Source organism: Alteromonas sp. 1_MG-2023, from assembly GCF_030547075.1.
In the GTDB taxonomy this organism is placed as follows: Bacteria; Pseudomonadota; Gammaproteobacteria; order Enterobacterales; family Alteromonadaceae; genus Alteromonas.
Genome location: NZ_JAUOQH010000009.1, coordinates 155,091 through 178,973, shown reverse-complemented (window position 1 = coordinate 178,973; position 23,883 = coordinate 155,091). Strand labels below are relative to the sequence as shown.

At 41.5% G+C, this 23,883-nt stretch carries 20 protein-coding genes; 12 read left to right on the top strand and 8 right to left on the bottom strand.

What is annotated here, in order from left to right; genetic code table 11:
- Window position 1: 1 nt before the first annotated feature.
- The 3 genes from Q4561_RS11630 to Q4561_RS11620 are packed head-to-tail and all read right to left on the bottom strand — an operon-like array spanning window position 2 to window position 2,618.
- Entirely contained in the window at window positions 2-397 is a 396-nt protein-coding gene (locus tag Q4561_RS11630; protein ID WP_303460528.1) for a MotA/TolQ/ExbB proton channel family protein, read from the bottom strand.
- Window positions 397-1,875 (bottom strand): MotA/TolQ/ExbB proton channel family protein, encoded by a 1,479-nt coding sequence (locus Q4561_RS11625; protein ID WP_303460525.1) that lies wholly within the window; start codon window positions 1,873-1,875, stop codon window positions 397-399. Before Q4561_RS11625 ends, Q4561_RS11630 begins: the two co-directional genes overlap by 1 nt.
- A complete protein-coding gene (locus Q4561_RS11620) occupies window positions 1,872-2,618 on the bottom strand; it encodes a DUF3450 family protein (RefSeq protein WP_303460522.1) in 747 nt (248 codons plus the stop codon). The genes Q4561_RS11625 and Q4561_RS11620 overlap by 4 nt, the downstream gene beginning before the upstream one ends.
- 365 nt (window positions 2,619-2,983) lie before the next feature.
- Here Q4561_RS11620 and Q4561_RS11615 point away from each other — a divergent pair, with 365 nt between their 5' ends.
- The 5 genes from Q4561_RS11615 (at window position 2,984) to Q4561_RS11595 (ending at window position 8,574) form a co-directional block, all read left to right on the top strand.
- Window positions 2,984-5,167 (top strand): TonB-dependent siderophore receptor, encoded by a 2,184-nt coding sequence (locus tag Q4561_RS11615; protein ID WP_303460520.1) that lies wholly within the window; start codon window positions 2,984-2,986, stop codon window positions 5,165-5,167.
- Between the two features lie 141 nt (window positions 5,168-5,308).
- Window positions 5,309-5,989 (top strand): Fe2+-dependent dioxygenase, encoded by a 681-nt coding sequence (locus Q4561_RS11610; RefSeq protein WP_303460517.1) that lies wholly within the window; start codon window positions 5,309-5,311, stop codon window positions 5,987-5,989.
- A 478-nt stretch (window positions 5,990-6,467) separates the two neighbouring features.
- Window positions 6,468-6,728: a hypothetical protein gene (locus Q4561_RS11605; RefSeq protein WP_303460514.1), complete on the top strand. Its 261-nt coding sequence runs from the start codon at window positions 6,468-6,470 to the stop codon at window positions 6,726-6,728.
- A 193-nt stretch (window positions 6,729-6,921) separates the two neighbouring features.
- Window positions 6,922-7,389, top strand: a complete 468-nt coding sequence (locus Q4561_RS11600) for a 2TM domain-containing protein (RefSeq protein WP_303460511.1) — start codon at window positions 6,922-6,924, stop codon at window positions 7,387-7,389.
- A 720-nt stretch (window positions 7,390-8,109) separates the two neighbouring features.
- Window positions 8,110-8,574: a hypothetical protein gene (locus Q4561_RS11595; RefSeq protein WP_303460509.1), complete on the top strand. Its 465-nt coding sequence runs from the start codon at window positions 8,110-8,112 to the stop codon at window positions 8,572-8,574.
- A gap of 76 nt (window positions 8,575-8,650) precedes the next feature.
- Here Q4561_RS11595 and Q4561_RS11590 read toward each other — a convergent pair whose 3' ends face one another.
- On the bottom strand, window positions 8,651-8,935 hold the full coding sequence (locus Q4561_RS11590; protein ID WP_303460507.1) for a hypothetical protein: 285 nt from the start codon (window positions 8,933-8,935) through the stop codon (window positions 8,651-8,653).
- A gap of 314 nt (window positions 8,936-9,249) precedes the next feature.
- On the opposite strand from Q4561_RS11590, the gene Q4561_RS11585 reads away from it, so the two are divergent.
- The 3 genes from Q4561_RS11585 to Q4561_RS11575 are packed head-to-tail and all read left to right on the top strand — an operon-like array spanning window position 9,250 to window position 13,140.
- Complete coding sequence (locus Q4561_RS11585; protein ID WP_303460505.1) at window positions 9,250-10,059, top strand: SAM-dependent methyltransferase; 810 nt, start codon at window positions 9,250-9,252, stop codon at window positions 10,057-10,059.
- 43 nt (window positions 10,060-10,102) lie between these two features.
- A complete protein-coding gene (locus Q4561_RS11580) occupies window positions 10,103-10,312 on the top strand; it encodes a hypothetical protein (RefSeq protein ID WP_303460504.1) in 210 nt (69 codons plus the stop codon).
- A gap of 29 nt (window positions 10,313-10,341) precedes the next feature.
- Window positions 10,342-13,140 (top strand): response regulator, encoded by a 2,799-nt coding sequence (locus Q4561_RS11575; protein WP_303460502.1) that lies wholly within the window; start codon window positions 10,342-10,344, stop codon window positions 13,138-13,140.
- Between the two features lie 78 nt (window positions 13,141-13,218).
- On the opposite strand, the gene Q4561_RS11570 is transcribed toward Q4561_RS11575, so the two are convergent.
- Window positions 13,219-15,684 (bottom strand): zinc-dependent metalloprotease, encoded by a 2,466-nt coding sequence (locus tag Q4561_RS11570; RefSeq protein ID WP_303460500.1) that lies wholly within the window; start codon window positions 15,682-15,684, stop codon window positions 13,219-13,221.
- Between the two features lie 273 nt (window positions 15,685-15,957).
- Here Q4561_RS11570 and Q4561_RS11565 point away from each other — a divergent pair, with 273 nt between their 5' ends.
- From Q4561_RS11565 to Q4561_RS11550, 4 genes are all read left to right on the top strand, one after another.
- A complete protein-coding gene (locus Q4561_RS11565) occupies window positions 15,958-17,190 on the top strand; it encodes an aminotransferase class I/II-fold pyridoxal phosphate-dependent enzyme (RefSeq protein ID WP_303460497.1) in 1,233 nt (410 codons plus the stop codon).
- Window positions 17,191-17,335: 145 nt separating this feature from the next.
- Window positions 17,336-18,511 carry a trans-acting enoyl reductase family protein gene (locus Q4561_RS11560; RefSeq protein ID WP_303460495.1) on the top strand — a complete coding sequence of 392 codons (1,176 nt, stop codon included), beginning with the start codon at window positions 17,336-17,338 and terminating at the stop codon, window positions 18,509-18,511.
- A gap of 402 nt (window positions 18,512-18,913) precedes the next feature.
- Complete coding sequence (locus Q4561_RS11555) at window positions 18,914-20,782, top strand: peroxidase family protein (protein WP_303460493.1); 1,869 nt, start codon at window positions 18,914-18,916, stop codon at window positions 20,780-20,782.
- Window positions 20,783-21,075: 293 nt separating this feature from the next.
- Window positions 21,076-21,339, top strand: a complete 264-nt coding sequence (locus Q4561_RS11550) for a Rho termination factor N-terminal domain-containing protein (protein WP_303460490.1) — start codon at window positions 21,076-21,078, stop codon at window positions 21,337-21,339.
- Window positions 21,340-21,549: 210 nt separating this feature from the next.
- Here Q4561_RS11550 and Q4561_RS11545 read toward each other — a convergent pair whose 3' ends face one another.
- From Q4561_RS11545 to Q4561_RS11535, 3 genes are all read right to left on the bottom strand, one after another.
- Entirely contained in the window at window positions 21,550-22,746 is a 1,197-nt protein-coding gene (locus Q4561_RS11545; RefSeq protein WP_303460489.1) for a histidinol-phosphate transaminase, read from the bottom strand.
- Between the two features lie 325 nt (window positions 22,747-23,071).
- The gene (locus tag Q4561_RS11540) at window positions 23,072-23,593 is read right to left on the bottom strand and encodes a hypothetical protein (RefSeq protein WP_303460488.1); all 522 of its coding nucleotides are present in this window, start codon (window positions 23,591-23,593) and stop codon (window positions 23,072-23,074) included.
- Window positions 23,594-23,670: 77 nt separating this feature from the next.
- Window positions 23,671-23,835 (bottom strand): hypothetical protein, encoded by a 165-nt coding sequence (locus Q4561_RS11535; protein ID WP_303460486.1) that lies wholly within the window; start codon window positions 23,833-23,835, stop codon window positions 23,671-23,673.
- Window positions 23,836-23,883: the final 48 nt, after the last annotated feature.

Here is a 23,883-nt window from a genome sequence, read left to right as displayed (position 1 = left end):
GTTATCTCGATAATTCTTTTGGAATAAATGACGCGTGAACTGAACGAACATAGGCATGTATCAACCATGCGGGAATGGCACAAACTAATCCAAGTTGTGTGGTAAGCAGTGCATCGGCTATACCGGCACTAACTAATTCATTACTCGCACCTTGGCTGGCAATACCTATAAAGCAATCGAGCAAGCCTATAATTGTGCCCAATAAGCCTAATAAAGGTAATGCGCCAATTAATATTCCAGTGGTTCTTTGTTGTATCTGAAGGTTTTCGATATCAACGCCTGCTTTTTCAGACGCGCCTAAAGACATGATGTAACTGATTGATAGCTGGTAATAGCAAATCAACGCTAAGCCCAAAATGCCCCAGCACACCCAGTTCCCGTATATTTGCTCAAACACTAATTGGTACTCATCGCATCATTTAGCGACACGTTAGAACCACTATATTCTTGTGTCGTAGACGCTTCTTTTGCTTGTTTTTTACTTACAGGCTCGTTGGCTAAGGACTGATTTTCTTCAACGTCGACCTGTTCACCAGATTTACTTAGTAAAATGGCAAAGCTTTCTAGCTCGTTATAGTAAGACTTGGCTTTTCGAGAGAGTAACGCATTTAAAATAAGTGCAGGAATGGCGACAACTAAACCTAATTCGGTCGTGACTAGGGCTTGAGCAATACCTCCAGATACGACTTCTGGATCGCCTGAGCCAAACAATGTCATCATTTTGAAAGTTTCTATCATACCGCTCACGGTTCCAAGTAAACCTAACAATGGCGATACTGCAGCGGTTATTCCAATAGCCCCTATCCAGCGTTCTAATCGGGTCTTATCATCTTGAAGTTGCATGAATAGTTGGTCGTCACGTTCGTTAGTAGACTTAGCGTTTAACGCTATTTCTAACAAACGTTGCTGCATTCCCTGCACCTTAGTGAACACTTTAGGTTGTGCGGCGCCCTCACTATGCCTGCCATTATTAGCGAGTGCGTTGGACAATATTGATGGGGTAAATCGAATAACTTTAGATAAACGACCTAGCTGGGTTACTTTTATTAACGCGATGCTCAATGCAAATACAGCAAAAAACACAATAGGAATAGCCCATTTTCCGCCCTTCACTACATGCTCAAAAAAGCTTTCTGAATGCTGCTGGCGAGCCATGGCGCGATTCATCGTTGGGTCGAATACGACAGACCCTTTTTCTTGATTGTATAATTCACGAATAGTGCTGCTATCTGAATCTTGAAATTGCATATCGCTTTGCAACAGACCCGCTTCGTTTTCCAACTTGCTGGCAATACCGGCTTTTCCCGTAGCTTCATTCCAATACCAAGAAATAGGCCCCATAGACAAGGTTGCCAGTTGAGTAATATCACCACTAGGTAAAATTACTTTAGATTGTTGCCACGACGGCGAGAAGTTCCGCTCAAATTGCTGGCTGCTTGTTAGCACCTTTTCAAGCTTATTTGAAAGTGACACATCATTTAGAATAGGTTGATTGCTGCCATCATCTTGTTGCTGTAGAAAACGTTGTAACAACCCTTGCTGATAAGCTTGTTGCTGATTCCAAGTTTTTAACCGATTCTCGAGTTGTGATAAGCTTAAGGTTTTTTCATCAGCAAGACGCCTTACCGCGGCAGTTTTTTCACGTAAAACTAAAACCTCGGCTTCTAACGTAGATAACTGATTTGCCAATTTTCTACGCTGATTTGCCACGCTTTTCTCGGTTTTCAATAATTCCTGCTCAGCTGTGCTTATTTTCTTTAATAAGTCTGCTGTTATTTGTTCTTGAGCCTGTAATGAAGAATTAGCGAATAAAGCAATCAATAAAGCTAAGAAATGAAATTTTTTGGATACTCGCACCTTAAAATTATTTTTCATTGTGCATTACCTGATGGTGTTTCTAAGCGAGTAAGGCGAACTGGAAGCTCAATAAAGTCAGCTTGCTTACGTCTTTCAAATATATCTATGGCTTTCATGATTTCATCACCGCTTAATGACGGGTCTTCAACCCACATCCACTGCCCGTCTTTCACTAATCCCTGCCCTGTTAGCTTTCCATCAGCGCTGACAAACCAAGCCGCACTTACTCCTAGATAAAGCTGTTTCACCATAACCTCGCCTTCTGAAGACAAAGAAATAGGCCCTTCATGCACGGAAATGCGTTTTTGGAAATCCATCAAACTATTTAATTTGCCCAAAGCTGCTTGTAAATTTTTAGAGGTATCGTTGTCGTCAGAGGTGCTGATTTGCTGCTGTGCCCACGCATTTTGCAGTGGCGGCGGTAACAAATTACTAAAATGCGTAACTTGGTCTTCTAGCAAGCTTAATTTATTGGCTAAGGCGGCTTGTTGTTGCTCAAGATTTGACTGCTGTTGTAACAACTCTGTGCGCCGCTTAGTCACATCCTCTTGGCTATCTTTGCTTTGATTCAGTATCTCTTGTAACTGTTTTTTTTCTGCACTTAGTAGTGTCACTCTCTGCTGTAACACAGGTTCACTACTTTGCCAGTCGACCACTAGCTGGCTTGTTTGACGCTGAATATCTAGCCATTGCTGAGTGAGTCTATCTATTTGAGTTAAGTCAGCAGCTTGAGCGAACGTTAAGGCACTTGCACCGAACAATAAACTACCTAAGCCACTAAAAATTAAAGGTCGCGTTGCTAAGCCTTTAACTCCCCTAATTTTACTAACTAAATATGCGCTTCTGGAGCGGAAGGAACTGATCGATTGGCTAAACGTTTTTAATGTTAAATCGGATAATGTTCTTACATCGTTCAACTGCTGTCTCTCTTACTAATCACAAACGATGAGCTAAGTAGCTCGATCTCGATAGGCCCATTTAAATCATAAGTTTATTATCCATACTATTGCGAATAAAGCAAACAATGCAAATGATAACTACTTGCATTAGCATTAAATCATGATAATCTTCGCTCCGAAAAAAATACAAACATACTCAAACGGAGAATGCTTTAATGGAAAACACAATGAACAATCCCTCACTAAAGAAATTCAAGCGTAGTTCCATTACGTTAGCGATGGCGACTGTTTTGCCATTTGGCGCTGCTGTTGCACAAGAAAGCCAACAGTTACCTACAGCAAAAGCGACAGCGCAAACTGAAGAAAGCTACAAAGTAGATAACTCAACTTCAGTTAAATACACGCAGCCTCTATTAGACACAGCTAAAACGATTACCGTTATCCCTCAATCAATGATGAAAGATCGTAACGTTGATAGCTTACAAGACGCTTTAAGAGGTGTTCCTGGGATTTCATTGGCCGCTGGTGAAGGTGGTGCTCCTCCAGGCGACAGTATGAATATTCGTGGCTTTAGTGCTACCAATAGCATTTTAGTAGACGGTGTAAGAGACGTATCTGGGTATTACCGCGATACTTACAATGTTGAAGCAATTGAAGTAGTTAAAGGTCCTAGTTCTGCCATGTATGGTCGTGGTTCTGCGGGCGGGATTATCAACTTACAAAGTAAAACCGCTAAGCTAGAAGAGTTTACTGACGTAAGTTTACGTTTGGGTACTGAAAGTGATTACCGCGCACAGTTAGATACAAATATCATGGTAGGTAATGACACTGCTATTAGGGTTAACGTATTAGCTGACGATGCTGATGTAGCTGGCCGTGATGAAGTATTTAACTCAAAACAAGCCATTGCTGGTTCATTGGTAACTAACATAGATAGCGACTCTCGTTTAACCGTTAATGCTGAATACCAAGAACAAGACAATATGCCAGATTATGGTATTCCTTGGGTGTCTAATGGCTCAACGCCAGTGGCTGAACTAGCAGATTACGTAGGTACTGCGCCGCCGGTAGATTTTGATAATTTTTACGGTAACGTATACCGTGATTTCGAAGACATCACTGCCAAATCGCTTACGATTAAGTATGAAAACGATTTAACCGAAGAAACAACTTTGCGCGCACAATTTAGAACGGGTTCTGTTGAACGATTGAACGTGGTAACTGCACCACGCTTTCTCGATAACTCAACATCGACAGATGTACGTTTAAGTGATGAGAAAACTCGCGATACTGAAAACTCACTCACGGTAGTGCAATTAGATTTATTAACTAGCTATCAACTTGGTAACACCACTCATGACATCGTGACCGGTGTTGAACTTAGCCGCGAAAAATTTGATCGTTGGAACTATACCGATGTTGTTGACGACAACTTAGATAGCACCCCAGAGTTAGTAGACTTATATAACCCTGATTCATTTGTTGAATTCACCGGTGAGTACGCTCGTACTGGTAAAAACAGTGAAGCGACTGGCGACACAACGGCTATTTATATTTTCGATACTATAACCTTCGACCCACAGTGGGAATTAACCGCTGGTTTGCGTTATGACATATTCGAAACTGAATATTTCTATGATCAAGATGGTGAAGATCCTACTGTTACTCTTGACGCTGAAGAAAGAGAACTAAGCTGGAATGTTGGCCTAGTTTACAAGCCAGCTCCAAACGGTTCTGTATATTTTGGTGCAGGTAATTCATTTACGCCATCTGCAGAGAGCTTAACAGTTTCGACTCGTAGTAATGCTGCAGACCTAGACCCTGAAAAAATTGTAAGTTATGAGCTAGGTACTAAATGGGAGCTATTTGACGGTCTAGTGTTTGCTAATGCCGCTATCTTCCGCAGCGAAAAAACAAACGCTATTTCTGACGACCCAGATTTCGACGGTGACGCACTAAATGGCGAGCAAAGAGTTGACGGTTTAGAGCTTGGAATTGTTGGTCAAATCACAGACGAGCTTCAAGTATCTGCTGCTTATACTTTCCAAGACAGTGAAGTAATTAGCGCTACAGGTGAAGACGTAGAGCAAATTGGTAATGAATTACCAAGTACGCCAGAAAATTCGTTCAGCCTATGGGCAAGCTATGATTTAACTGACGCGATTCAGTTTGGTCTTGGTACACAATACATGGATGAAAGATACAACAGTGCTAGCACTTCTGGTCGTGAAATTGCTGACGATTATTGGTTGTTTGATATGATGGTTTCATATCAAGTGAATGAAAAATTGAACTTGCAACTTAACGGTACCAACCTAACTGACGAAGACTATATTGACCAACTTGGTGGCGGACATTTCGTACCTGGCGAAGGTCGTTACTTCGGTCTTAATGCAAGTTATTCATTTTAAGTTTAGTTAAGGGTATGACATATTAACTGGGATATAGGGACGTATCCTGCATAACGTTAATATGCAAATAATGAATAATGTTACATACAGAACCGGATTAATGTCCGGTTTTGTTTTTAATAAACACGGGAGTAAATACGCTTGTTAGTAAAAATTCCATCGGTATTAAATAAAGAACAAGTAAGCGAAATAAAAAGCATTATGCTGCAGGCTGATTGGACCGATGGCAATGTCACAGCTGGCTATCAGAGTTCTCAAGCAAAAAATAACTTACAGATACCAGAAAATTCAGAGTCCGCTCGCAAGTTAGGCGATATGATTTTACTGGCCCTTTCTCGTAACAATCAATTTTTATCAGCAGCCTTGCCGAACAAAATATTTCCCCCTTTATTTAACTGTTATCAAGGCGGACATGCTTTTGGAACGCACGTTGATAATGCTATTAGACAGGTTCCAGGCACGCCGGTAAAAGTTCGTACCGACTTATCGATGACACTATTTATTTCAGAGCCTGATGAGTACGAAGGTGGAGAGTTAGTTATTGAGGATACGTATGGTTCTCAAAGCATTAAATTTGAAGCTGGTGATATGGTGTTGTACCCATCGACTAGCTTACATAGAGTGACTCCAGTTACCAAAGGACGACGCCTAGCGTCTTTCTTTTGGCTGCAAAGTATGGTGCCAAGTGATGAAAGGCGTAGTATTTTGTACAACATGGACATGGCGATACAAGCATTACGACAAAATCTCAACGATAGCCCAGAAATAGTGCAGCTAACAGGGGTATATCACAACCTGTTGCGACAGTGGGGGCAAGTCTGATTTAATTGCCAATAGAAACAAGAGCCTAACTCAGTTTATGGTAATAAAAGTGCCCCAAGCACTGATGCTATAGAAGACTCTGTGTCAGGGGTACTAACGGCTCTTTGTGGCATGTTTAGTTCAGATAAATCTAACAAGAACTAATACCTCAGGGTTTCAAAAGGCCTCCCCTCTTTGTGAAAAGTAGTAAAGGTAATTACTAATTACCTCTCTATCTGCAATTAGTTTATTAGTTAAGGGCGTGAACAATTGCATTAAAAGTATTACCCATTTGATTTTCTAAGCCCCATAGACAAAACCTATTTTATAGTCGATATTAACTAATAAGATTGCGCATAATAATATTTCTTATCTGCCTTTGTATTGATCACATATTGTGACCTAATAAACTTGGTATGCACAACTTACGAATAAATCTGCTGCTTCATTCAATCGATGTAAAAATGGTTAATTTACAAATTTAAAAAAGGACTTTTTTATGAGCGAGCAACCACCTTCATTCCACCCTGTCACAAAAGCATGTGCATACTTCGCTGCCGCTACTTTCTTTTTCTTTGGCGGTATTCTTATTATAGGTTCGTTAGTTGCTCTGCCTGATTTACTGCAAAGTTTACTCGAATTATCTAAAGGGGTAGCTGTAATGTATTTAGCTTGGAGCTCCTGGTTTGCGGCAAAATTCAGTATTAACCCTTTCACTTATTCTCCTTTTAGCATGTCAAATAAGCTCAGTCGCAAGTAACCTTTAACAAACGGCGAATATTGATGGTACGCCATTTGGTTTTTATTACCGAAACTGAAATTAGTTAAGTCACCCGTGAATTCATAACCTATTGATATTTATACACTGTCACAATACTGTCAGGTATATGACGTGGTGAAAATGTTTTGTAGAAGATAACGTTCAGGCTGATACAGCGATAAGGATAAAAGAGATGATAGTTAGGAAATATCGACTAAAAAAAGGCTGGTCTCAAGAGCAATTAGCTGAAGTGAGTGGTTTAAGTATTCGAACCATACAGCGAATTGAACGAGGTCAAAAACCAGGTCTTGAATCTCTTAAATCCCTTGCCGCTGCTTTTGACTTAAGCGTGTCGGAACTACAAAAGGAACCTACCATGGCAAGCGATATAAACTTTACGAATGAAGAGCAAGCGGTAATAGATCAAGTACGTGCAATTAAGAGTTTCTATTCTCACTTAGTCACTTATTTAATCGTTATCAGTTTACTGTTCGTTTTAAATCTGGCGACCAATTCAAGTTACATCTGGGCAATATGGCCTGCCTTTGGCTGGGGCATTGGTATTCTTAGCCACGGCTTAAGTGCTTTTGAAGTTATTAATTTTTTTGGTGCAAATTGGGAGAAGCGTCAGATTGAAAAAAGGCTTGGTAGGAAACTATAGATTTACATAAGTAGTGATATGTATATCGTTAACGACGATGTAATAATAAATATAAAGTGAATAGATACATAGTAAATTCAGGGCTAAAGAGCCAATGCCTAATTCATTTGCAAACATTAAAACTGCTTTGGTTTTATTTGCCATATTGATGCTAGCTGGCTCTTTATTGTCCTTTTTGCATAATAGGTAAAAAACACCTTGGCTGAACTCAGTTTTTTAAGTGTTTTAATAATGGTGCTGTTTGTTCATTTTACCTTAGCAATATCCGTTTCAATTGCCCTGTCCAAACAGGTTACAGGGCTTACAGGTTAAAGGGCTAACAACCCCGCCCCGCCGAACGTTCAGCCTGACGGCGATTAGAGGCCTATTTCTGAACTCATTTTTATATAATTACTCACACGTTTATCAAATCCGTTGGTACAGCAATAATTTTGTTGGTAAAGCACTAACAACAGGTACCACACATTCCCCCCAGCGCCTTAACCCTTGATAGATAAAAGCTATCTCCAATTACTATTGCTTACTGTAGCCAAGCATTTAAGCTACGAACGTGATGATATCACATAACAAAAATCCTATTTTTAATAGCATTGCTTTAATATGCAATGTTACTGTGCAAAGCGTTGCTGTGAATTTGTTTAAACAGTGAAAACTTGTTTACTATTTAATAAGCGCTTTTAGCGCCCAACAACACGATATTTTTAAGGAGAGGTATACATTATGTTTACTAAAGAAATGGTGCATACGGCATTACAAACTTGGTGCGACAATGTAGTAAAAGTTGGGAAGGTTCATACTGAAGGTGGCGATGTTCAAGCCTTCTCTCTTCAGGTACTTTCTGAAAGCTACGATTACGACAACGGACATGTGTTATTCAAGCCCACGCTAACCTTTGGTCAACAAACGTTCCGCCCTACTAAAGAAGGCGCGCTTTCATACTTTGTTGGTGGAAACAGCGATTACCCTAACGATAATGGTTTTAAACTTAAGCCGTGGGTAAAGGTTTGGTACAGCAAGGAAGACTTTATTTTGCACAGTGATTTAGCCATTGTGCAGTGTAACGTTCATTTCATTGGTGAAGACGACAGCCACATTTTTGTAAATAAAAGCTTTGTATTTAAGCAATGTGAAGACGGCAAAGTTCGTATTATCTTACATCAATCTTCGTTGCCGTATCAGCCATAAGTTATCTATTAAATAAAAACGCATCGTGTTGCATTTCACCTTAAGTTGAAATGCAATGCGCTGTAAATTCGCGCTTTTACCGATTGTGCCGGTTATCTTCTAATTCGCTATTCAGTACATCAACTCGGCGATTAATAGGCAGCATTTGTTGGTTAAATTCACTATGGGAATCAGTTTCACTATAGGCCAAAGGTTCATTTTCACAATTGACTTTATTGGTCAGCACAGCAACACAAACCGGTGCCGTCACTTCGGCTCGCGGGTTATGACTTAATGTACACGCAGACAGAGTAGATAGCGCACTTAGCGAACCCAAACATAAGCTAAAATTTCTAGTGAGACTCTTATGTTGTTTAAGCATCCTAACACCCCTTTTTAAAGATTTTCACGATTTAGGTTCAAAATTCTAGGCCTAACTAAAGCTACAATAGTGCTTCTACATCTAAATTTAAAGTAACTAGGAAGTTGTTATAAACAATATTTCTCTCTGAGGGCTTGTAGTTTTTACTTAAGCGACTGTATTTATCTGAAGCTGTTCCCTTAACCTTAACCACGACCTTAACCTCAACCCCAAAATCATACCCGTTATAACCATAAAGTGATTAACAACACGTAGAATATCCATTATATTCATATGAGGCTATACGTAGTAAATGCACAATGGAAGTACAGGGTATGAAAACAGAGTCAACAGGGTCACTCGTAGTGGTAGGTACAGGAATTACGGTGTCGGGCCAAATGACCCTAATTACAGAAAGCCTGTTAAAAACAGCAGACATTGTGTTAAGTGTTGTAACAGAATCAGCGCTAATTAACCTGCAGATGATAAATTCGAACGTGGTGTGTTTACGCAACCTTTATGAACAAGGTAAATCCCGAGCACTCACCTACCAGAAAATGACTCAGCGCATTGTTGATGAAGTAAAATCAGGTAAAAAAGTGGTTGCTGCATTTTATGGCCACCCAGGTGTATTTGTGAATCCCTCTCATGTAGCCATTAAGCAGCTGAAATCAGAAGGCTATAGCGCCGAAATGCTACCGGGTATTTCAGCAGAAGACTGCTTAGTTGCTGATTTAGGGTTAGATCCTTCACATTATGGTTGCCAGTCTTACGAGGCAACGCAGTTTTTATTAAGGCAATACACCCTAGACCCCCACATGATGCAAATCATTTGGCAAATTGGCAGTATTGCTGATTTTACGCACAACAAACATCGTACATCGCACCCAGGTTTAACACTGCTAAGAGATGAACTCCTAAAGTACTTTAGTCCTAGCCACAAGATTATAATATATGAAGCTTCAACTATTCCTATCGCTGCGCCTCGCATAGAATACCTTGAACTTAGAGATTTAGCCGCAGTGATACCTAAACCTATCACGACTATGGTAATACCATCGAAAGGCTTACCCGAGTTTGATATGAAAACAATGACAAAACTAAAACTAACCCCTGCCATTTTTGAGCAACAGTTATTTGGTTAAAACCAAATAGCTATATGCAATAAAACATTTAAAGGAATTAAAAATGAAAGATTTATTAGTAAGATTTCTTATCACCATGGATAAAGACGCCAAATTAAAACAGCAATACCTTAAAGATCCTGAAGGTACTGCTAAAGCATTTGGGTTATCAGACGAAGACGTTCAGCTATGTGCAAAAAACGACGTAAACGCCATTAAAGGTAGATGTGAAGCCGAAGGTGCCGACAACCTTGAAATTAGTCACTCTAAATAAGTTAATTTTCAATAAATGGATGTAAATTCTTGAGTTGGTTTCACCTTTTTTGGGTAGTGCTTTTAGCACTGCCTTGCTTTGCTGTGGGCGCGCAAGAAACATCCATTGATATTGAAAAGGTGTTACAAGCAGCTGATGAAAATGTATTCGTTAACCCCACTTTAGCCAAAAAGCTACTCGACCAAGCAGAAATATACCTCGCAGATAAAGATCTCCCTACTTACGAAGCTCACTTTTATAACCTTAAAAGTCATTCGTATATTCTTACGGGAAATTACCAATTAGCTTATGAAAAAGCGACGCTAGCAAAAAAGCTAGCGGCTGAATCTAACAACCAATTGCAACTCGCCGAGGCATTAAGACGGCAAGGCATAATAACTTACTTTTTCGACTTGTATGGCGAGTCGCTAGAGCTACTGTTAAGTAGCCTTAGTATTCATCAATCACTAGACACTTCATATGTGCAAAACACCTTACAAGCCATAGGTAATTTGTATACTAAATCGAACCAGTGGGCTGATCATTTGATTGATACTGGCGAACAACTGGTCGCAGAATCGATTAAACGTGGTAACCCTTACTATGAAGAACAAGGTTACGGTTTTATCGTATCTGGCTTATTAGCTAAAGACCGTGTTAAAGAAGCAAAAGCGTTAATTAACAGAATAAATACGGCCCCTGATAAATTTTCTCCCATCTTATTTTTCTACCTTGCCAAAACCCAGTTGCGGCTAGGTAATTACGATGAAGCCCTTGCAGTTACTGAAGAAATTATCTTTCATGCAGCAAAAGGGAACTATCGCCAGCGAGAGGTTGCCGGACTTGCGGTACAGTCAGAGGTTTTACTTGAACTGGAACGGGTTGAAGAGGCGACGGATACGGTTTCGAAATTTTTATCTATTGCTCGGGAGTTAGATATTACCGAATATCAATATGAGGCATTGAAGCTAAAATCACGTATTGCGATGCTCAAAGGTAACTACCTTAATGCTTATGAGTATCTTTTAGAATACTCCGAGTTAAAACAGCAGGTATTTGATACTCGTCAATCAGAGCAGTTAGCGTTCAACCGAGCTCGACTAGAAACCGACCAAAAAATACAAAAAATTACTGAACTGGAGCTTAGTCAGCTGTTATCTGAACAAAAAAGTACGCTGCAAATCTATGTGATTGCCACTATTTGCTGTGTAGCTATGCTCCTATTTCTCATGTTTGTCATTACACTTAAGCAAAAACGTACGTTGCGAGAATTGGCCTTAAATCTTCAAAAAGCCACCGATGCTAAGTCGGAATTTTTAGCCCGTATGAGCCACGAAATTAGAACCCCAGTTAATGCAATTGTAGGCCTTACTAAGCTAACTCAAAAGTCTGTCATTAATGAAGAACAGAAAACGAATCTAACCCAAATTGAACAGTCATCCCAAACCTTGCTAGGCGTTATTAACGATGTGCTAGATTTTTCCAAAATTGAGGCTGGTAAACTAAATATTGAATCTCAAGCCTTTGAACTTGATAAGTTAGTTGGCCAGGTTATTCGATTGCATGGGCTGAGTGCCAAAGAGAAGCGAATTGAATTATTACAATACGTAGCCCGCGATGTGCCCTTAGAAGTAATGGGTGATGCCCTTCGAATAGAGCAAGTATTGAATAACTTGCTCAGTAACGCCCTTAAATTTACCGATGAAGGCATGGTGTTCGTATCCGTAAATAAAAGACATTCAAATCACGGGGTATTATTAGAGTTTTCGGTGAAAGATACAGGTATTGGCCTTTCACAAAACCAGATAGATACGCTTTTTGATGCATTTACCCAAGCTGACGAGTCTATTACTCGCAAATACGGCGGCACTGGCTTAGGCCTTTCCATATGTAAGCATCTGGTGTCATTAATGGGCGGCGAAATATGGGTAGAGAGTAAGCTAGGCCAAGGAGCAACGTTCTTCTTTACTGTGTTAGTTAAGCCTCATAATCAAGCTTCTCTGCCAAGTAACATAGGGAATCTAAAACTATCCGACCTTAAAGTGTTAGTGGTAGACGATGTGATGTTATCTAGACAATCCATCGCTGAAGCCTTGCTACGTATTAATATTAACCCGGATTTAGCCACCGGCGGTAAAGATGCGCTTATGCACTTACGTACCGCTGTAGCCAGTAATGTACCCTACGATTTAATTATCATTGATTGGAAGATGGCTGATATTGATGGCATTGAGTTGGCGTCTATTATTAATCAAGAATTCAGTCAAAGTAAGCCTAATATTGCGATGTTATCTGCGTACGATATTGAGTCTCTTAAAAGTCTCGGCCGCCCAGTTGGCGTAGAATATTATCTACAAAAGCCCGTGAATAGTAGTTCGCTGCAAAATTGCCTATTGAAGATGTCAACCAAGGGCAAACCTCAAATGGCGATGCAGGAAGACAATCAGCCCCCACCCGACTTTTCACAGAAAAACATTCTACTTGTTGAAGACGATCCAATAAACCGTAAAGTCGCTAAGCTATTTTTAGCCGATACCAAAGCAAAGGTTAGCGTTGCCGAAAACGGGTTAATTGCGCTGCAAATGTTAGAGCAAGAACCTGCGTTCGACTTAGTCTTAATGGACATGCAAATGCCCGTGATGGATGGCTTAACGGCCACTCAAAAAATACGTGAAGAACTAACGTTAAACATTCCAATAGTGGCGATGACAGCACACGCCATGCAAACTGAGATTGAGAAAAGCTTTGCGGTAGGCATGAATGCCCATATCGTAAAACCGGTTAAGCCAGAGTACTTGTACCAAGTATTAAGCGAGCAGTTTTCTAACAAGCCGCAGGATAACGCGTAATATTATCGCAGTATAGGAAGTAAAAAAAAGCGACTAACTCGGTTAAGTTAGTCGCTTTTTTAATGATTTAATATGTACCTAGATAGGTGAACCTGGTGGTAGTGGCTTCACATCGAACGCCCCAGACCAATGCCCAGACTTCCAGTAAGTGTCGAAGTATTTGTGCAATACTTCATCAGCATCTCTATCGCTATCATCATCTAGCCATTCATCAAACTCCAATAACGCACTGTGCACGGCCATTTTAGCTTCTGGCGCTAGTGCTGGGTTTGTCGCAGCTTTCATAATGGCATTAAGGGCAACTAGCTGCAGACGTGTGGCAACCAAGTCGCCCTTATCGCCACGCTTGTGCTTAGCCCGATACCAATGCACGTTTAATATTTGACGTACCAGCCCTTCCACACCAATAAGCTCTTTGGTACGACTGCTTTGCCATGCTAAACGATTTAAACGCTCAGGGTGCAGTAATAAAGATAATGCAAAATCACTGGCCGACGCGGCTGCAGACACAGGATCTAGCATTAGCCCCATTTTTCCTTGAAAGTGTTCACGAGTAACATCGTCACCATAGGCAGTAGGCGGAATAAGTGCCAATACCGCTTCAGGAATAGCTAAATAAGGTACTGTAGTAGCCGTTATAAGTTGCTGCATGGCACGTTGCTGTACTTGAGGAGCAACATCTTGCTGGCCTTGTGGTGTGGTGTAATCACCTTTGCGCTCGTATTCGTATATTAAGCCGCCCACTTGCTTTGCAACCGCTTCTAATTGAAAGCGATGCAGCAAATAAATGGGCACTAACGCATTTTCCAATGAAGACAAGCTAGCATTAGGCTTTAAGGTATCCATTCCCAATTGATCAAGCGCATGACGTCTAACCGCAGAAATTTCATCAAAAGCATCTAGCGGATCGGCACCATTTTCCCACATATGCCCGTTTGCCGAACTATGGCGTGAGCTTCGCGTGTCTGAATCTGACTTAAACGCCAGCCCTTCATTGCGAGTTTTAACAATTTGCTTAGCCAAGCCTTCGGTTTCTTCTATGCTGGAACCGAACTCTTGATAGCCATACACAATGGCGTGTTTATCCCACGCGCCAATGCCTTTATCATAAGCCCCTTCAAGGCTTACTTTTCCGTCTTTTAAGGTAATTCGAGGGTGTGGATAATCCATCACTGAAGCCATTTCGTTTTCACTGGCGGCAAAGTTGTGCGCTATACCGAGGGTATGGCCTACTTCATGAGCCGAAAGCTGCTTAATCCGATCTAACGCCATGGCTTCTTGCTCTGGCGAACTCGCATTGTCACCTGAAAATGGGCTGGTAAGCCCTAATGCGATTAAATAATCTTGGCGGACACGCAGTGAGCCCAACGTCACATGGCCTTTTATAATTTCACCGGTGCGAGGGTCGACCACTGATGAACCATAAGACCAGCCACGGGTAGCGCGATGCACCCAATTAATCACGTTGTAACGCACATCCATAGGATCGGCATTTTCTGGCAACACTTTTACCTGGAATGCATTTTTATAACCTGCGGCTTCGAAAGCTTGGTTCCACCAGCTTGCGCCTTCTTTCAATGAGGACATCACCGGCTCTGGAATACCTGGGTCTAGGTAATACACAATAGGTTCAACCGCTTCACTCATAGGTGCATGTGGCGATACCTTAGCTAAACGGTGGCGGGTAATAAAACGCTGCTCAGTAGGCTCATTAATTGCCGTTGAGTAATCAAAATAGCGGAATTTCCAGTACCCTGAGTAGGGATGATAGGCACGCGGTGTATAGCCATCATCAGGCAATGCAACAAATGAATGATGAAGGTGTACGGAAAGGTTCTCAGGATCTGGAGTGACATCAGATACATAGTTACCAGGCTTGCTGCCAGCGAATGTAACTAAGGCTTCAAGTTCTGTGTTTTTCTCGAAACCCTTAGTTCGCGGTAAATACACACCGCTGCGGCTTTTATCTGCTTTAAAGTTGCCCTGTTTTTTTGCTGACAACCTGTTGCCGATGCCGTGAATATCGCTGAACAAGAAAGGTGTGTAGTCAATTAAATTAGCATTATCACTTTTCGCAACTATCACAAAGCCTGCCAATACAGAACTTGCAAAAGCTTCGTTTATACTTTGTTTTTCGGCAGCGCCGCCATGGGCTGCACGATACTTAGTATTTAACTGTTTCAGCATTAACTTATTACCAAAGCGTTCGAAGGTAATTAAGCGAGTACGCCCTAATTGGCCTCTGTCTAAGCCAATATCGTTAGAGCCTACACCGTAAGGCAAGCTGCTTTGGAATAAAAACTGTTGCTCATCGTTGGGTATCGACAGATACACTTTGTCAGTTTCATCGTCATAATAAACAGGGATCAGCCCATCTTTAGCTGCCATGTCTTTGGTAAAATCACCAATGGAAGGCAATGCAGCCCACGAAGGAGACGCGAAAAAAACAGATATAACGACAACGGCTAACCACCGAGATGCGCTAAATGAGAGACGTTTCTCTACATTTACCCTTTTATTGAATTGTTTGTTTTGGCCCAACACTGTTGATTTCCTTTTAAAAATAACTCAAACGCAATTTTTATATTTATACACCCACTACCCTATCGTAAGTGATTGATTATGCATATGGCTATTCATCGAAAAATGGTGTCAGTTGAGTGAATTTTCAGTGGCGATAACTCAGCGCACTAATTAGTGAATTTAGCGACAGAATTTAGCTACAAAATGAAGCAACTGAATATGCCGACTTTGTTGGTAATTAGGCTGGCACAATTGATATAGTACGCGGTATTCCCATCTAATCTTAAAGACAGCATGTTGAAGTACGCCTCAAGAGCCACCACCCTATCTCCATTTTTAGCCATGGCCTACGGCGAGAAAGCCACAGCGCTTAGCAACCTTGGTCACGATGTAATTCGTTTAAACCTAGGTGAACCCGATTTTGGTGCCCCCACTCCCGTTGTTGAAGCCATGAAGCAGTCGTTATCTCAAGCTGATTACCCGTATACTTCAGCACTAGGGTTACCTGAACTTCGCAGTGCCATCGCCCAGTTTTATAAGTCTCAACACAACGTAGATATTCCGGCTTCACGTATTGTGGTGACCGCTGGTGCTTCTGCCGCTTTATTATTGGTTAGCGCAGCACTCGTTGAAAACGGTGATAAGGTGATACTCGGCGACCCTTCATACCCTTGTAATCGCCGGTTTCTTAACACCTTTGGTGGCGAAGTTACGTTAGTGCCTACCTCTAGTGAGCAACAGTTTCAACTAACGCATGATGATGTAACCCACAACTGGGATAGCAAAACTAAAGGGGTACTCATCGCCAGCCCAGCTAATCCTACGGGCACCGCTATTGCACAAGAAGAATTGTATAGTATTGGTGAAACCTGCAAGCAAAACGACGGCTTTTTAATTGTTGATGAAATTTACTTAAATCTTGATTTAGGTATCGAAGATACATCAAGTTCCACGAACTCAGTTACAAATTCGGTAAAACAAGCACCACTTAACACCGTATTGGCTAATGAAACGCTTCACAGCAATACCATTGTGATAAACAGTTTTTCTAAATACTTTGGTATGACGGGATGGCGATTAGGTTGGTGTGTAGTACCTGAAGGTATGACTCACATTATGGAGCGATTGGCGCAGAACCTATTTATTTGCCCTTCTACCCTAGCCCAACAGGCGGCACTTGCCTGTTTTACTCCCGAATCACTGGCTCAATGTGAGCAGAAAAAAGCGCAATTGCGGGCTCGCGCTACATTTGTGCTACAGGCTATTGCTGATATGGGTTTAAGCATTGATGCTACGCCAGATGGTGCCTTTTACGCGTATATAAACATTGAACGCACTGGCCTAACTGCTGTTGAATTCTGTGACCGCTTATTAGCAGAAGAATATGTGGCACTAACGCCCGGAGATGACTTTGGCGATCACAACGCCACCCGCTATGTAAGGCTATCATTCGCCACAGAGATAAGCCGATTGAAAGAAGGCTTAACCCGTATGAAGCGATTTGTTGAAACCTGCACTTGCGAATAATCATTTTCAAATAGTCGCTAGCGAATTGCACTCACACCCAAATCAATACTCAATTATTACCTAAAAAAATAATTTAACGTTTACGGATTGCGTATATTGGTTGCACATAAGACTTCCATAATAGATAGAACAGGATACGTTATTTATGAGTGAACAACGGGAATTTGATGTGGTGATTTTTGGCGCCACAGGTTTTACCGGTAAATTAGTAGCTGAGTACTTCCAAAGCCAATACGGCAGTGACAACAGCGTAAAGTGGGCTGTTGCTGGGCGTAACGAAGCTAAATTAGCCGATGTTAAAGCCGAATTAGGTATTAGCGATTCAGTAGTAAGTATTGTGGCCGACGGCGATGATGAAGCGGCGTTAGATGCACTAACAAAGCGCACTGCAGTGGTACTGACAACGGTAGGGCCTTATCAAATTTACGGTGAAAAATTGCTCTCTGCCTGTGTAGATAATGGCACAGGTTATACCGATTTATGTGGTGAGCCCGCGTGGATGCACCAAATGATCAATAAGTATGAAACCAAGGCAAAAGAAACCGGTGCCAACATTGTTTTCTCATGCGGCTTCGATTCTGTACCTTTCGATTTAGGCGTACAGTTTTTACAAGAGCACGCTAAAAAGCAAACCGGTGAAGCTATTGAGTACGTGAAAGGCCGCGTTAGAAAAATGCAGGGGACTTTTTCGGGCGGCACAGCGGCCAGCTTAAGAGAAACCATGATTGCAGCACGCAAAGACAAATCAATTATGTCTGCGTTAATCAACCCCTTCTCTCTTGCCGATTCGAGTCAAAGCCACCCACAGCCCGATGGCAGCAAGCCTTATTATGATGAGTCGTTAGGCTCATGGGCTGCGCCGTTTGTTATGGCAGCCATCAATACTAAAAACGTTCACCGCTCTAACTACTTGGCAAACTTCGCCTACGGCAAAAGCTTTCAGTATGATGAAATGATGCTAACAGGCCCAGGTGAAAAAGGCGAAGCCATCGCAAACCACGTGGCACAAGATAAGTCACTAGGTGGCGACGGCGGTCCTAAACCAGGTGAAGGCCCAGATAAAGAAGAACGTGAAAACGGATTTTACGACGTGATGTTTATTGGTAAGGCGGTAAATGGCGAAACCCTTGCCGTATCGGTAATCGGTGATAAAGATCCAGGTTATGGCTCAACCAGTAAAATGATTTCAGAGTCTGCGCTTTGCCTATGCAAAGATGTTTCACTCTCTGGCGGTTTCTTTACACCTGCATCTGCTTTAGGTGATAAGTTAATTGGCCGCTTAACTGAAAAAGCAGGGTTGACGTTTAACATCGAGAAGTAACACTTTTCATTGCGTATAATTTAATAAAAAGCTGTTTGTAGCGCCTTCTGCAAACGGCTTTTTTTTTGTTTTTTATTCATCAACCGTACAGTCAGCTTAGGTTTTAACTAAGCCTGCGACTAATTAAAAAACTGCATTTCATCTAATTCTCCACCCCTTAGGCAGTAAAATTTGTCAACAAAGCGTAAAGGTTTGAACAGATTTCAACATATTCACTCCTAACCTTTGAACAACAAGATGCCTGCCCCCTCACCGATTCTGCGCCCTCGGTATGCAAATGTCTGAAGAATTAAAGAGTAATTATAAATGCTTCAATGGATTTGAAGGTTCAATTAGCAATCAACCTCACCCATTTATTGAACGAGCATGATTGTTTTCTCATAAACAATTACAGGACATATTATGAAAAAGTTAGCGTTTTTAGCGGTTACGTTAAGCAGCCTATATGGCTGCGGCTCAGATAGTACCGATGATGAGCAAACAACAAATACCACCGCAACAACACCTGACGTTGATGTTATTTCTGATACAAACAATAGCGGAAATGACAATGCCGGTAATAACGGCAACGATAATGATGAAACTACCGACAACAACAGGAACAATGGTGATGACAACCAAAGAGGTAGGTCGGCACAGGGTATCGACGAAGATGTAGATCAACAACGTCGTAACAGCCGTGATAGAGAAGGTAGAGACGATTTTGTTCTCAATACCCAAGGGGGTAGAGAAATACGTTCCTATGATGGCAGTAGCAACAACCAAGATAACCCGGAATGGGGTGTCACTTTTAGTCACCTACAGCGTATTGCACCTGCTTTTTACACTGACGGTGCATCTGAAATGGCGGGTTCTGCACAAAAAAGTGCGCGTGAAATTAGCAACTTGCTAGTAATGCAGGCTGAGGGCGAGAGTATACCCAATACCTACAATACCAGTGACTACTTGTGGCAGTGGGGACAATTCATCGACCACGATCTAAGCCTTACCGACGGAAGTACCTTGGAAGCGGAACATATCATTGTGCCTACTGGCGATGTGTTTTTCGATCCTAACAGTACAGGTGATGTCACAATTTCATTTAATCGTGCCATTTACGACCCTGATACCGGTACCAGTACCAATAACGTTCGTGAGCAAGAAAATGAAATCACGAGTTGGATTGATGGCTCGATGATATATGGCTCGGATTCCGAACGTAATGAAGAGTTGCGCGAAGGGGATCAGTCGCCCTTTTTAGCAACCTCTGACAATAACTTGCTGCCACGTAACCCTAACGGTCTCCCTAACGCAAATGGGTTTGTATCAGATCCGAGTGTGTTATTTTTAGGCGGAGACGTTCGGGTAAACGAACAAGCCATACTTACCGCGATGCATACGGTTTGGGTAAGGGAGCACAATCGTATTGCGTCTATTTTGCAAGAACAGCAACCCCAAGCTGACGTAGAAGATATCTACGAACAAACCAGGCGCCTAGTTATCGCCAAACTGCAGATAATCACGTATGACGAATACTTACCTGCCCTATTAGGCGCCGATACTATGCCTGAATATCGCGGCTATGATGACGACGTAAACCCCACTATTTACAGTGAATTTTCAACGGCGGCCTACCGGCTGGGTCATAGCGAGGTCAGTGACAATATACTTCGCCTAGATGCTGATAATAATCCTATTTCCGAAGGTAGCTTAGCACTGCGTGAAGCCTTCTTCACAGGGATAGGACTATATGTAGAAGAAGATGACATTGACTCCATTTTACGCGGTTTGGCCAAGCAGCTGCACCAAGCTATTGATATAAAAGTGGTAAATGGATTACGTAACTTCTTGTTTGGCCAACCAGGTAGTGGCGGCTTTGATCTTATTTCGCTGAATATTCAACGAGGCCGTGACCACGGGTTGCCATCATATAATGATGTTCGCGAAGCCATGGGGTTAGAGCGTGCTGAAGTATTTAGCGATATCACGTCGAATACTACCCTGCAAACTGCATTGTCTAACGCCTACAATTCGGTTGATGATGTTGAATTATGGGTGGGCGGTCTATCTGAAGATCCTCAGATTGAAACTGGCTCTCAGTTAGGCGAATTGTTCACTGCAATTAATGTTAAGCAGTTCGACGAGCTCCGCGAAGGCGACCGGTTTTGGTACGAGCGATATTTAACTGATGACGAGCTTGAAATGGTAGAAGGCACCACGCTAGCAGAAGTCATTCGCGCAAATACCAACATTGGTGAAGAACTACAGTCTGATGTGTTCTTTGTAGAGTAAGGTGTAAACCGCGGATATGCCCTACTTCCTTTATGGATGAGGTCAAAGGTAACAACGACCTAGGAACAAGTAGGGTTTATCCGCTTATCAGCTGATCTACTGTTTGCAGCAAGTTTTAATGCTAAGGCCTGCCGCCAAGGAGTGCAGCTTAATTTTATAGCTCAAGTGCACAGACAAGGCACTACCGCCCAGTGCTCCAAAATCGCTAAGTTGTAGTATACAAAGTAAGGCTTAATTAACCTTATCGGCATTTTCGCTACCTACCGATAAGAAAATTAATAGAGGAGACAACCATGGCCAAGCAACACGCTGCACAGATTAAAAACGACGACACATATGAAGCGCTTCGAGATAAAGGCTACAGCAAAGAAAAGTCAGCCAGAATTGCCAACGCGCAAGCTAATGACGAACAATCACCTTCAAAGAAAGGTGGTAAGAGTAAAAAGTATGAAGAACGCACTAAAAAAGAGTTGTACGAAAAAGCGAAAGAGGTAGGAATTTCAGGTCGCTCCAGCATGAGCAAAAGCGAATTGATTGATGCATTACGCAATCATTAGTACTGTAATAACGGCAAACATTAAAAGAGACAAGGCGTTAATGCTTCAGATGTGAACCAGTAAACGTACTACATAACGCAGGCGATTTTGCGGTTATTGTTACTAATAAAACCAACAAAACCACCAGCATTTTTGTACATATCGTTTTAATTTAACGTGGTAGAGCATCGTGCAAGCTTATCGTGTAGTAAGCTTGCCCTTTTAGAGTCTCTAACCTAAAACTGTTTTAAGTGCTTTTACGCATGCATCAGTTTCTTCAGGAATACCAACGCTAATACGTGACCAGGTATCGTAGCCAGGCCATGTACGGCCAACCACTTTAATACCTTGCGCTTTCATTAGCTTCGCGAATTCATCATGTGGCATTCCAGTATCCATGTAGATAAAGTTGCCTTGTGGGTTTTTCGCATAAGCCTGACCTAGTGATTCTGCGGCCGACGTTAACTTTTCACGCTCTACTTTAACCCGCGAACGCATGGTATTAAGGTTTGCATGATCTTCCATGCTTGCCATACCTGCGACTAATGCTAAGTAGTTCACACCACCCATACGCAGCATGCCACCTAGTTGCTTAGCTTGTTCCGCTGGTAAAATAGCATAGCCCAAACGTTGACCTGCCATGGCGTGAATTTTTGAGAATGTACGGCAGATAACCACATCGTGCCCTTCTGCCACTAACTTTGATTGTACATTAGCAGGATAAGCATCAGACATTTCAATATAAGCTTCGTCTATAAACACCTGTGCCTTTTTCGACACACGTTTTGCAAATGCAGTAAGTTTAGCAGCATCAACCACGGTACCCGTTGGGTTATTCGGGTTACAGATATACACAGCAGTGGTATCTTCGGTAACAGCAGCTTCAATCGCGTCTAAATCGAAATTCATGTCGGCATCTAACGGGACGTAGGTTACATCGGCACCCATGAACTCGGCTCCGCGAGGAACACCTTCGTAAGTAGCCATTGATGTCACCAGCTTATTACCATTTTTAGTTATCCAATCGGCGTAACCAAACAAAATAGGTGATGAACCGTTAGTGACGATAATTTGATCTTCAGATACTCCTTCCTGAGCAGCAATCTTACTTTTTAGTACGTCAACAGTGGCATCTGAATAACGGGCCAAGTTGAACAACTCACCTTGCATAGCTTCAACCGCTTTAGCTGACGGGCCAAACGCGTTTTCATTGGAAGACAACCGAACAAGGCCATCACTGACATTCGGTGTAGCGGTAGGGAAATGATCCGTTTTCATACCAGCAGCGCTAAGTTCTTTAACGCTAGAATCTACACAAGCCGTTAGCGCAACTGCGCCAGCTCCTAAACCAACTGACTTTAACCAGCTGCGACGAGAAGAGTTAACTGAAGGACTAGCTTTGACTTCTTTTTTGATTTCTTGTTTCATTTGCCACTTTATCCGATACCTATAGTATTTTTAGACTAAATGGTAATTCTCTTTGGCGCAAGAACCAATTTTCAACTAACCCATTGAACTTACTGTTCTTTTTTGGTGCAAGGAAGACCCAGAAATGCTCAAAAATATACACCTATGCACTTACTCTACAATTTTGGGCGATATTTCTAAAAGCGAATTGAAGGCGAAACCACAATGGTTTGATTTAATAAACCACGTAAAACACTACTAAAATCAGTATCTACAATGAACAACAATACTTTTTTTATGGCAAATATAACGCCTTACTTCAATAAAAGGTCAGCCTTATCTTTTGCTACCTAATAGTGCATAAATAAATTGCAATCACTAAAGAATTGCACGTTGCATGTAATGTAAAGGATAAGAAAAACCCTCTTGCAAAACTTTGTGTATTACCTATTTGATATGCAGAACAGAAAAATAGAAAGGCCCAGAGGGCGGGGATAAAACGAACAGGATTTAAAAAGCCGTGAATTAGTGCAAAAAATATCGCATTAATTGCTAACGTCCTTCTTTTACTTACACTAAAAGAATGGCAAATCCCATAACCTAGTGCAATCATCAAAGTTTCAATAGCTGGGCTAACAATCGTAATCATGATGAGTTCGGCGGTACCGTTTTCAATAGTGCTCGCTACACGATCGCTGAATATGATATTTATAATTGCTACGAAAACAATGGCGGGAACTTGTATAATTAGAAAGAGTTGGAAAACTCTTAAAATAGGACTTTGTGAATATTGAAAGCAACATTTTGTAATATACCTATATAGGTAATTCAGTGGATTTTCATGTGTTTTGCTAAGTGCGCCTATCATAGTTTCGTCCTATCTTTTTTTTACGAAAATGCACACAGGCTCTGCAGTCCGTATGCATGACTTATCATCCTAAGTAATTACCACACCATTGAATGCTCAATTCTTCGGCCGCTTTCTACATATCTACTATAACCACTGCTTGACCACTTTAATGTTTGATACATAATTTCCGCAACAGTAATCAATCTATCTAAACTGCCACCACTAACAGCATTTATTTCATCTGCATTTAACGTTTTCATTTTCATAATCCTTATATAAATTAAAAATTGTTATTCTCAATTGATATT

Excerpts from the sequence above, each read along its gene's own strand:
- Q4561_RS11625 (WP_303460525.1), bottom strand. The coding sequence starts at position 1,875 with ATGAAAAATAATTTTAAGGTGCGAGTATCCAAAAAATTTCATTTCTTA.
- Q4561_RS11615 (WP_303460520.1), top strand. The coding sequence starts at position 2,984 with ATGAACAATCCCTCACTAAAGAAATTCAAGCGTAGTTCCATTACGTTA.
- Q4561_RS11605 (WP_303460514.1), top strand. The coding sequence starts at position 6,468 with ATGAGCGAGCAACCACCTTCATTCCACCCTGTCACAAAAGCATGTGCA.
- Q4561_RS11600 (WP_303460511.1), top strand. The coding sequence starts at position 6,922 with ATGATAGTTAGGAAATATCGACTAAAAAAAGGCTGGTCTCAAGAGCAA.
- Q4561_RS11595 (WP_303460509.1), top strand. The coding sequence starts at position 8,110 with ATGTTTACTAAAGAAATGGTGCATACGGCATTACAAACTTGGTGCGAC.
- Q4561_RS11590 (WP_303460507.1), bottom strand. The coding sequence starts at position 8,935 with ATGCTTAAACAACATAAGAGTCTCACTAGAAATTTTAGCTTATGTTTG.
- Q4561_RS11585 (WP_303460505.1), top strand. The coding sequence starts at position 9,250 with ATGAAAACAGAGTCAACAGGGTCACTCGTAGTGGTAGGTACAGGAATT.
- Q4561_RS11580 (WP_303460504.1), top strand. The coding sequence starts at position 10,103 with ATGAAAGATTTATTAGTAAGATTTCTTATCACCATGGATAAAGACGCC.
- Q4561_RS11565 (WP_303460497.1), top strand. The coding sequence starts at position 15,958 with ATGTTGAAGTACGCCTCAAGAGCCACCACCCTATCTCCATTTTTAGCC.
- Q4561_RS11560 (WP_303460495.1), top strand. The coding sequence starts at position 17,336 with ATGAGTGAACAACGGGAATTTGATGTGGTGATTTTTGGCGCCACAGGT.
- Q4561_RS11555 (WP_303460493.1), top strand. The coding sequence starts at position 18,914 with ATGAAAAAGTTAGCGTTTTTAGCGGTTACGTTAAGCAGCCTATATGGC.
- Q4561_RS11550 (WP_303460490.1), top strand. The coding sequence starts at position 21,076 with ATGGCCAAGCAACACGCTGCACAGATTAAAAACGACGACACATATGAA.
- Q4561_RS11545 (WP_303460489.1), bottom strand. The coding sequence starts at position 22,746 with ATGAAACAAGAAATCAAAAAAGAAGTCAAAGCTAGTCCTTCAGTTAAC.
- Q4561_RS11540 (WP_303460488.1), bottom strand. The coding sequence starts at position 23,593 with ATGATAGGCGCACTTAGCAAAACACATGAAAATCCACTGAATTACCTA.
- Q4561_RS11535 (WP_303460486.1), bottom strand. The coding sequence starts at position 23,835 with ATGAAAACGTTAAATGCAGATGAAATAAATGCTGTTAGTGGTGGCAGT.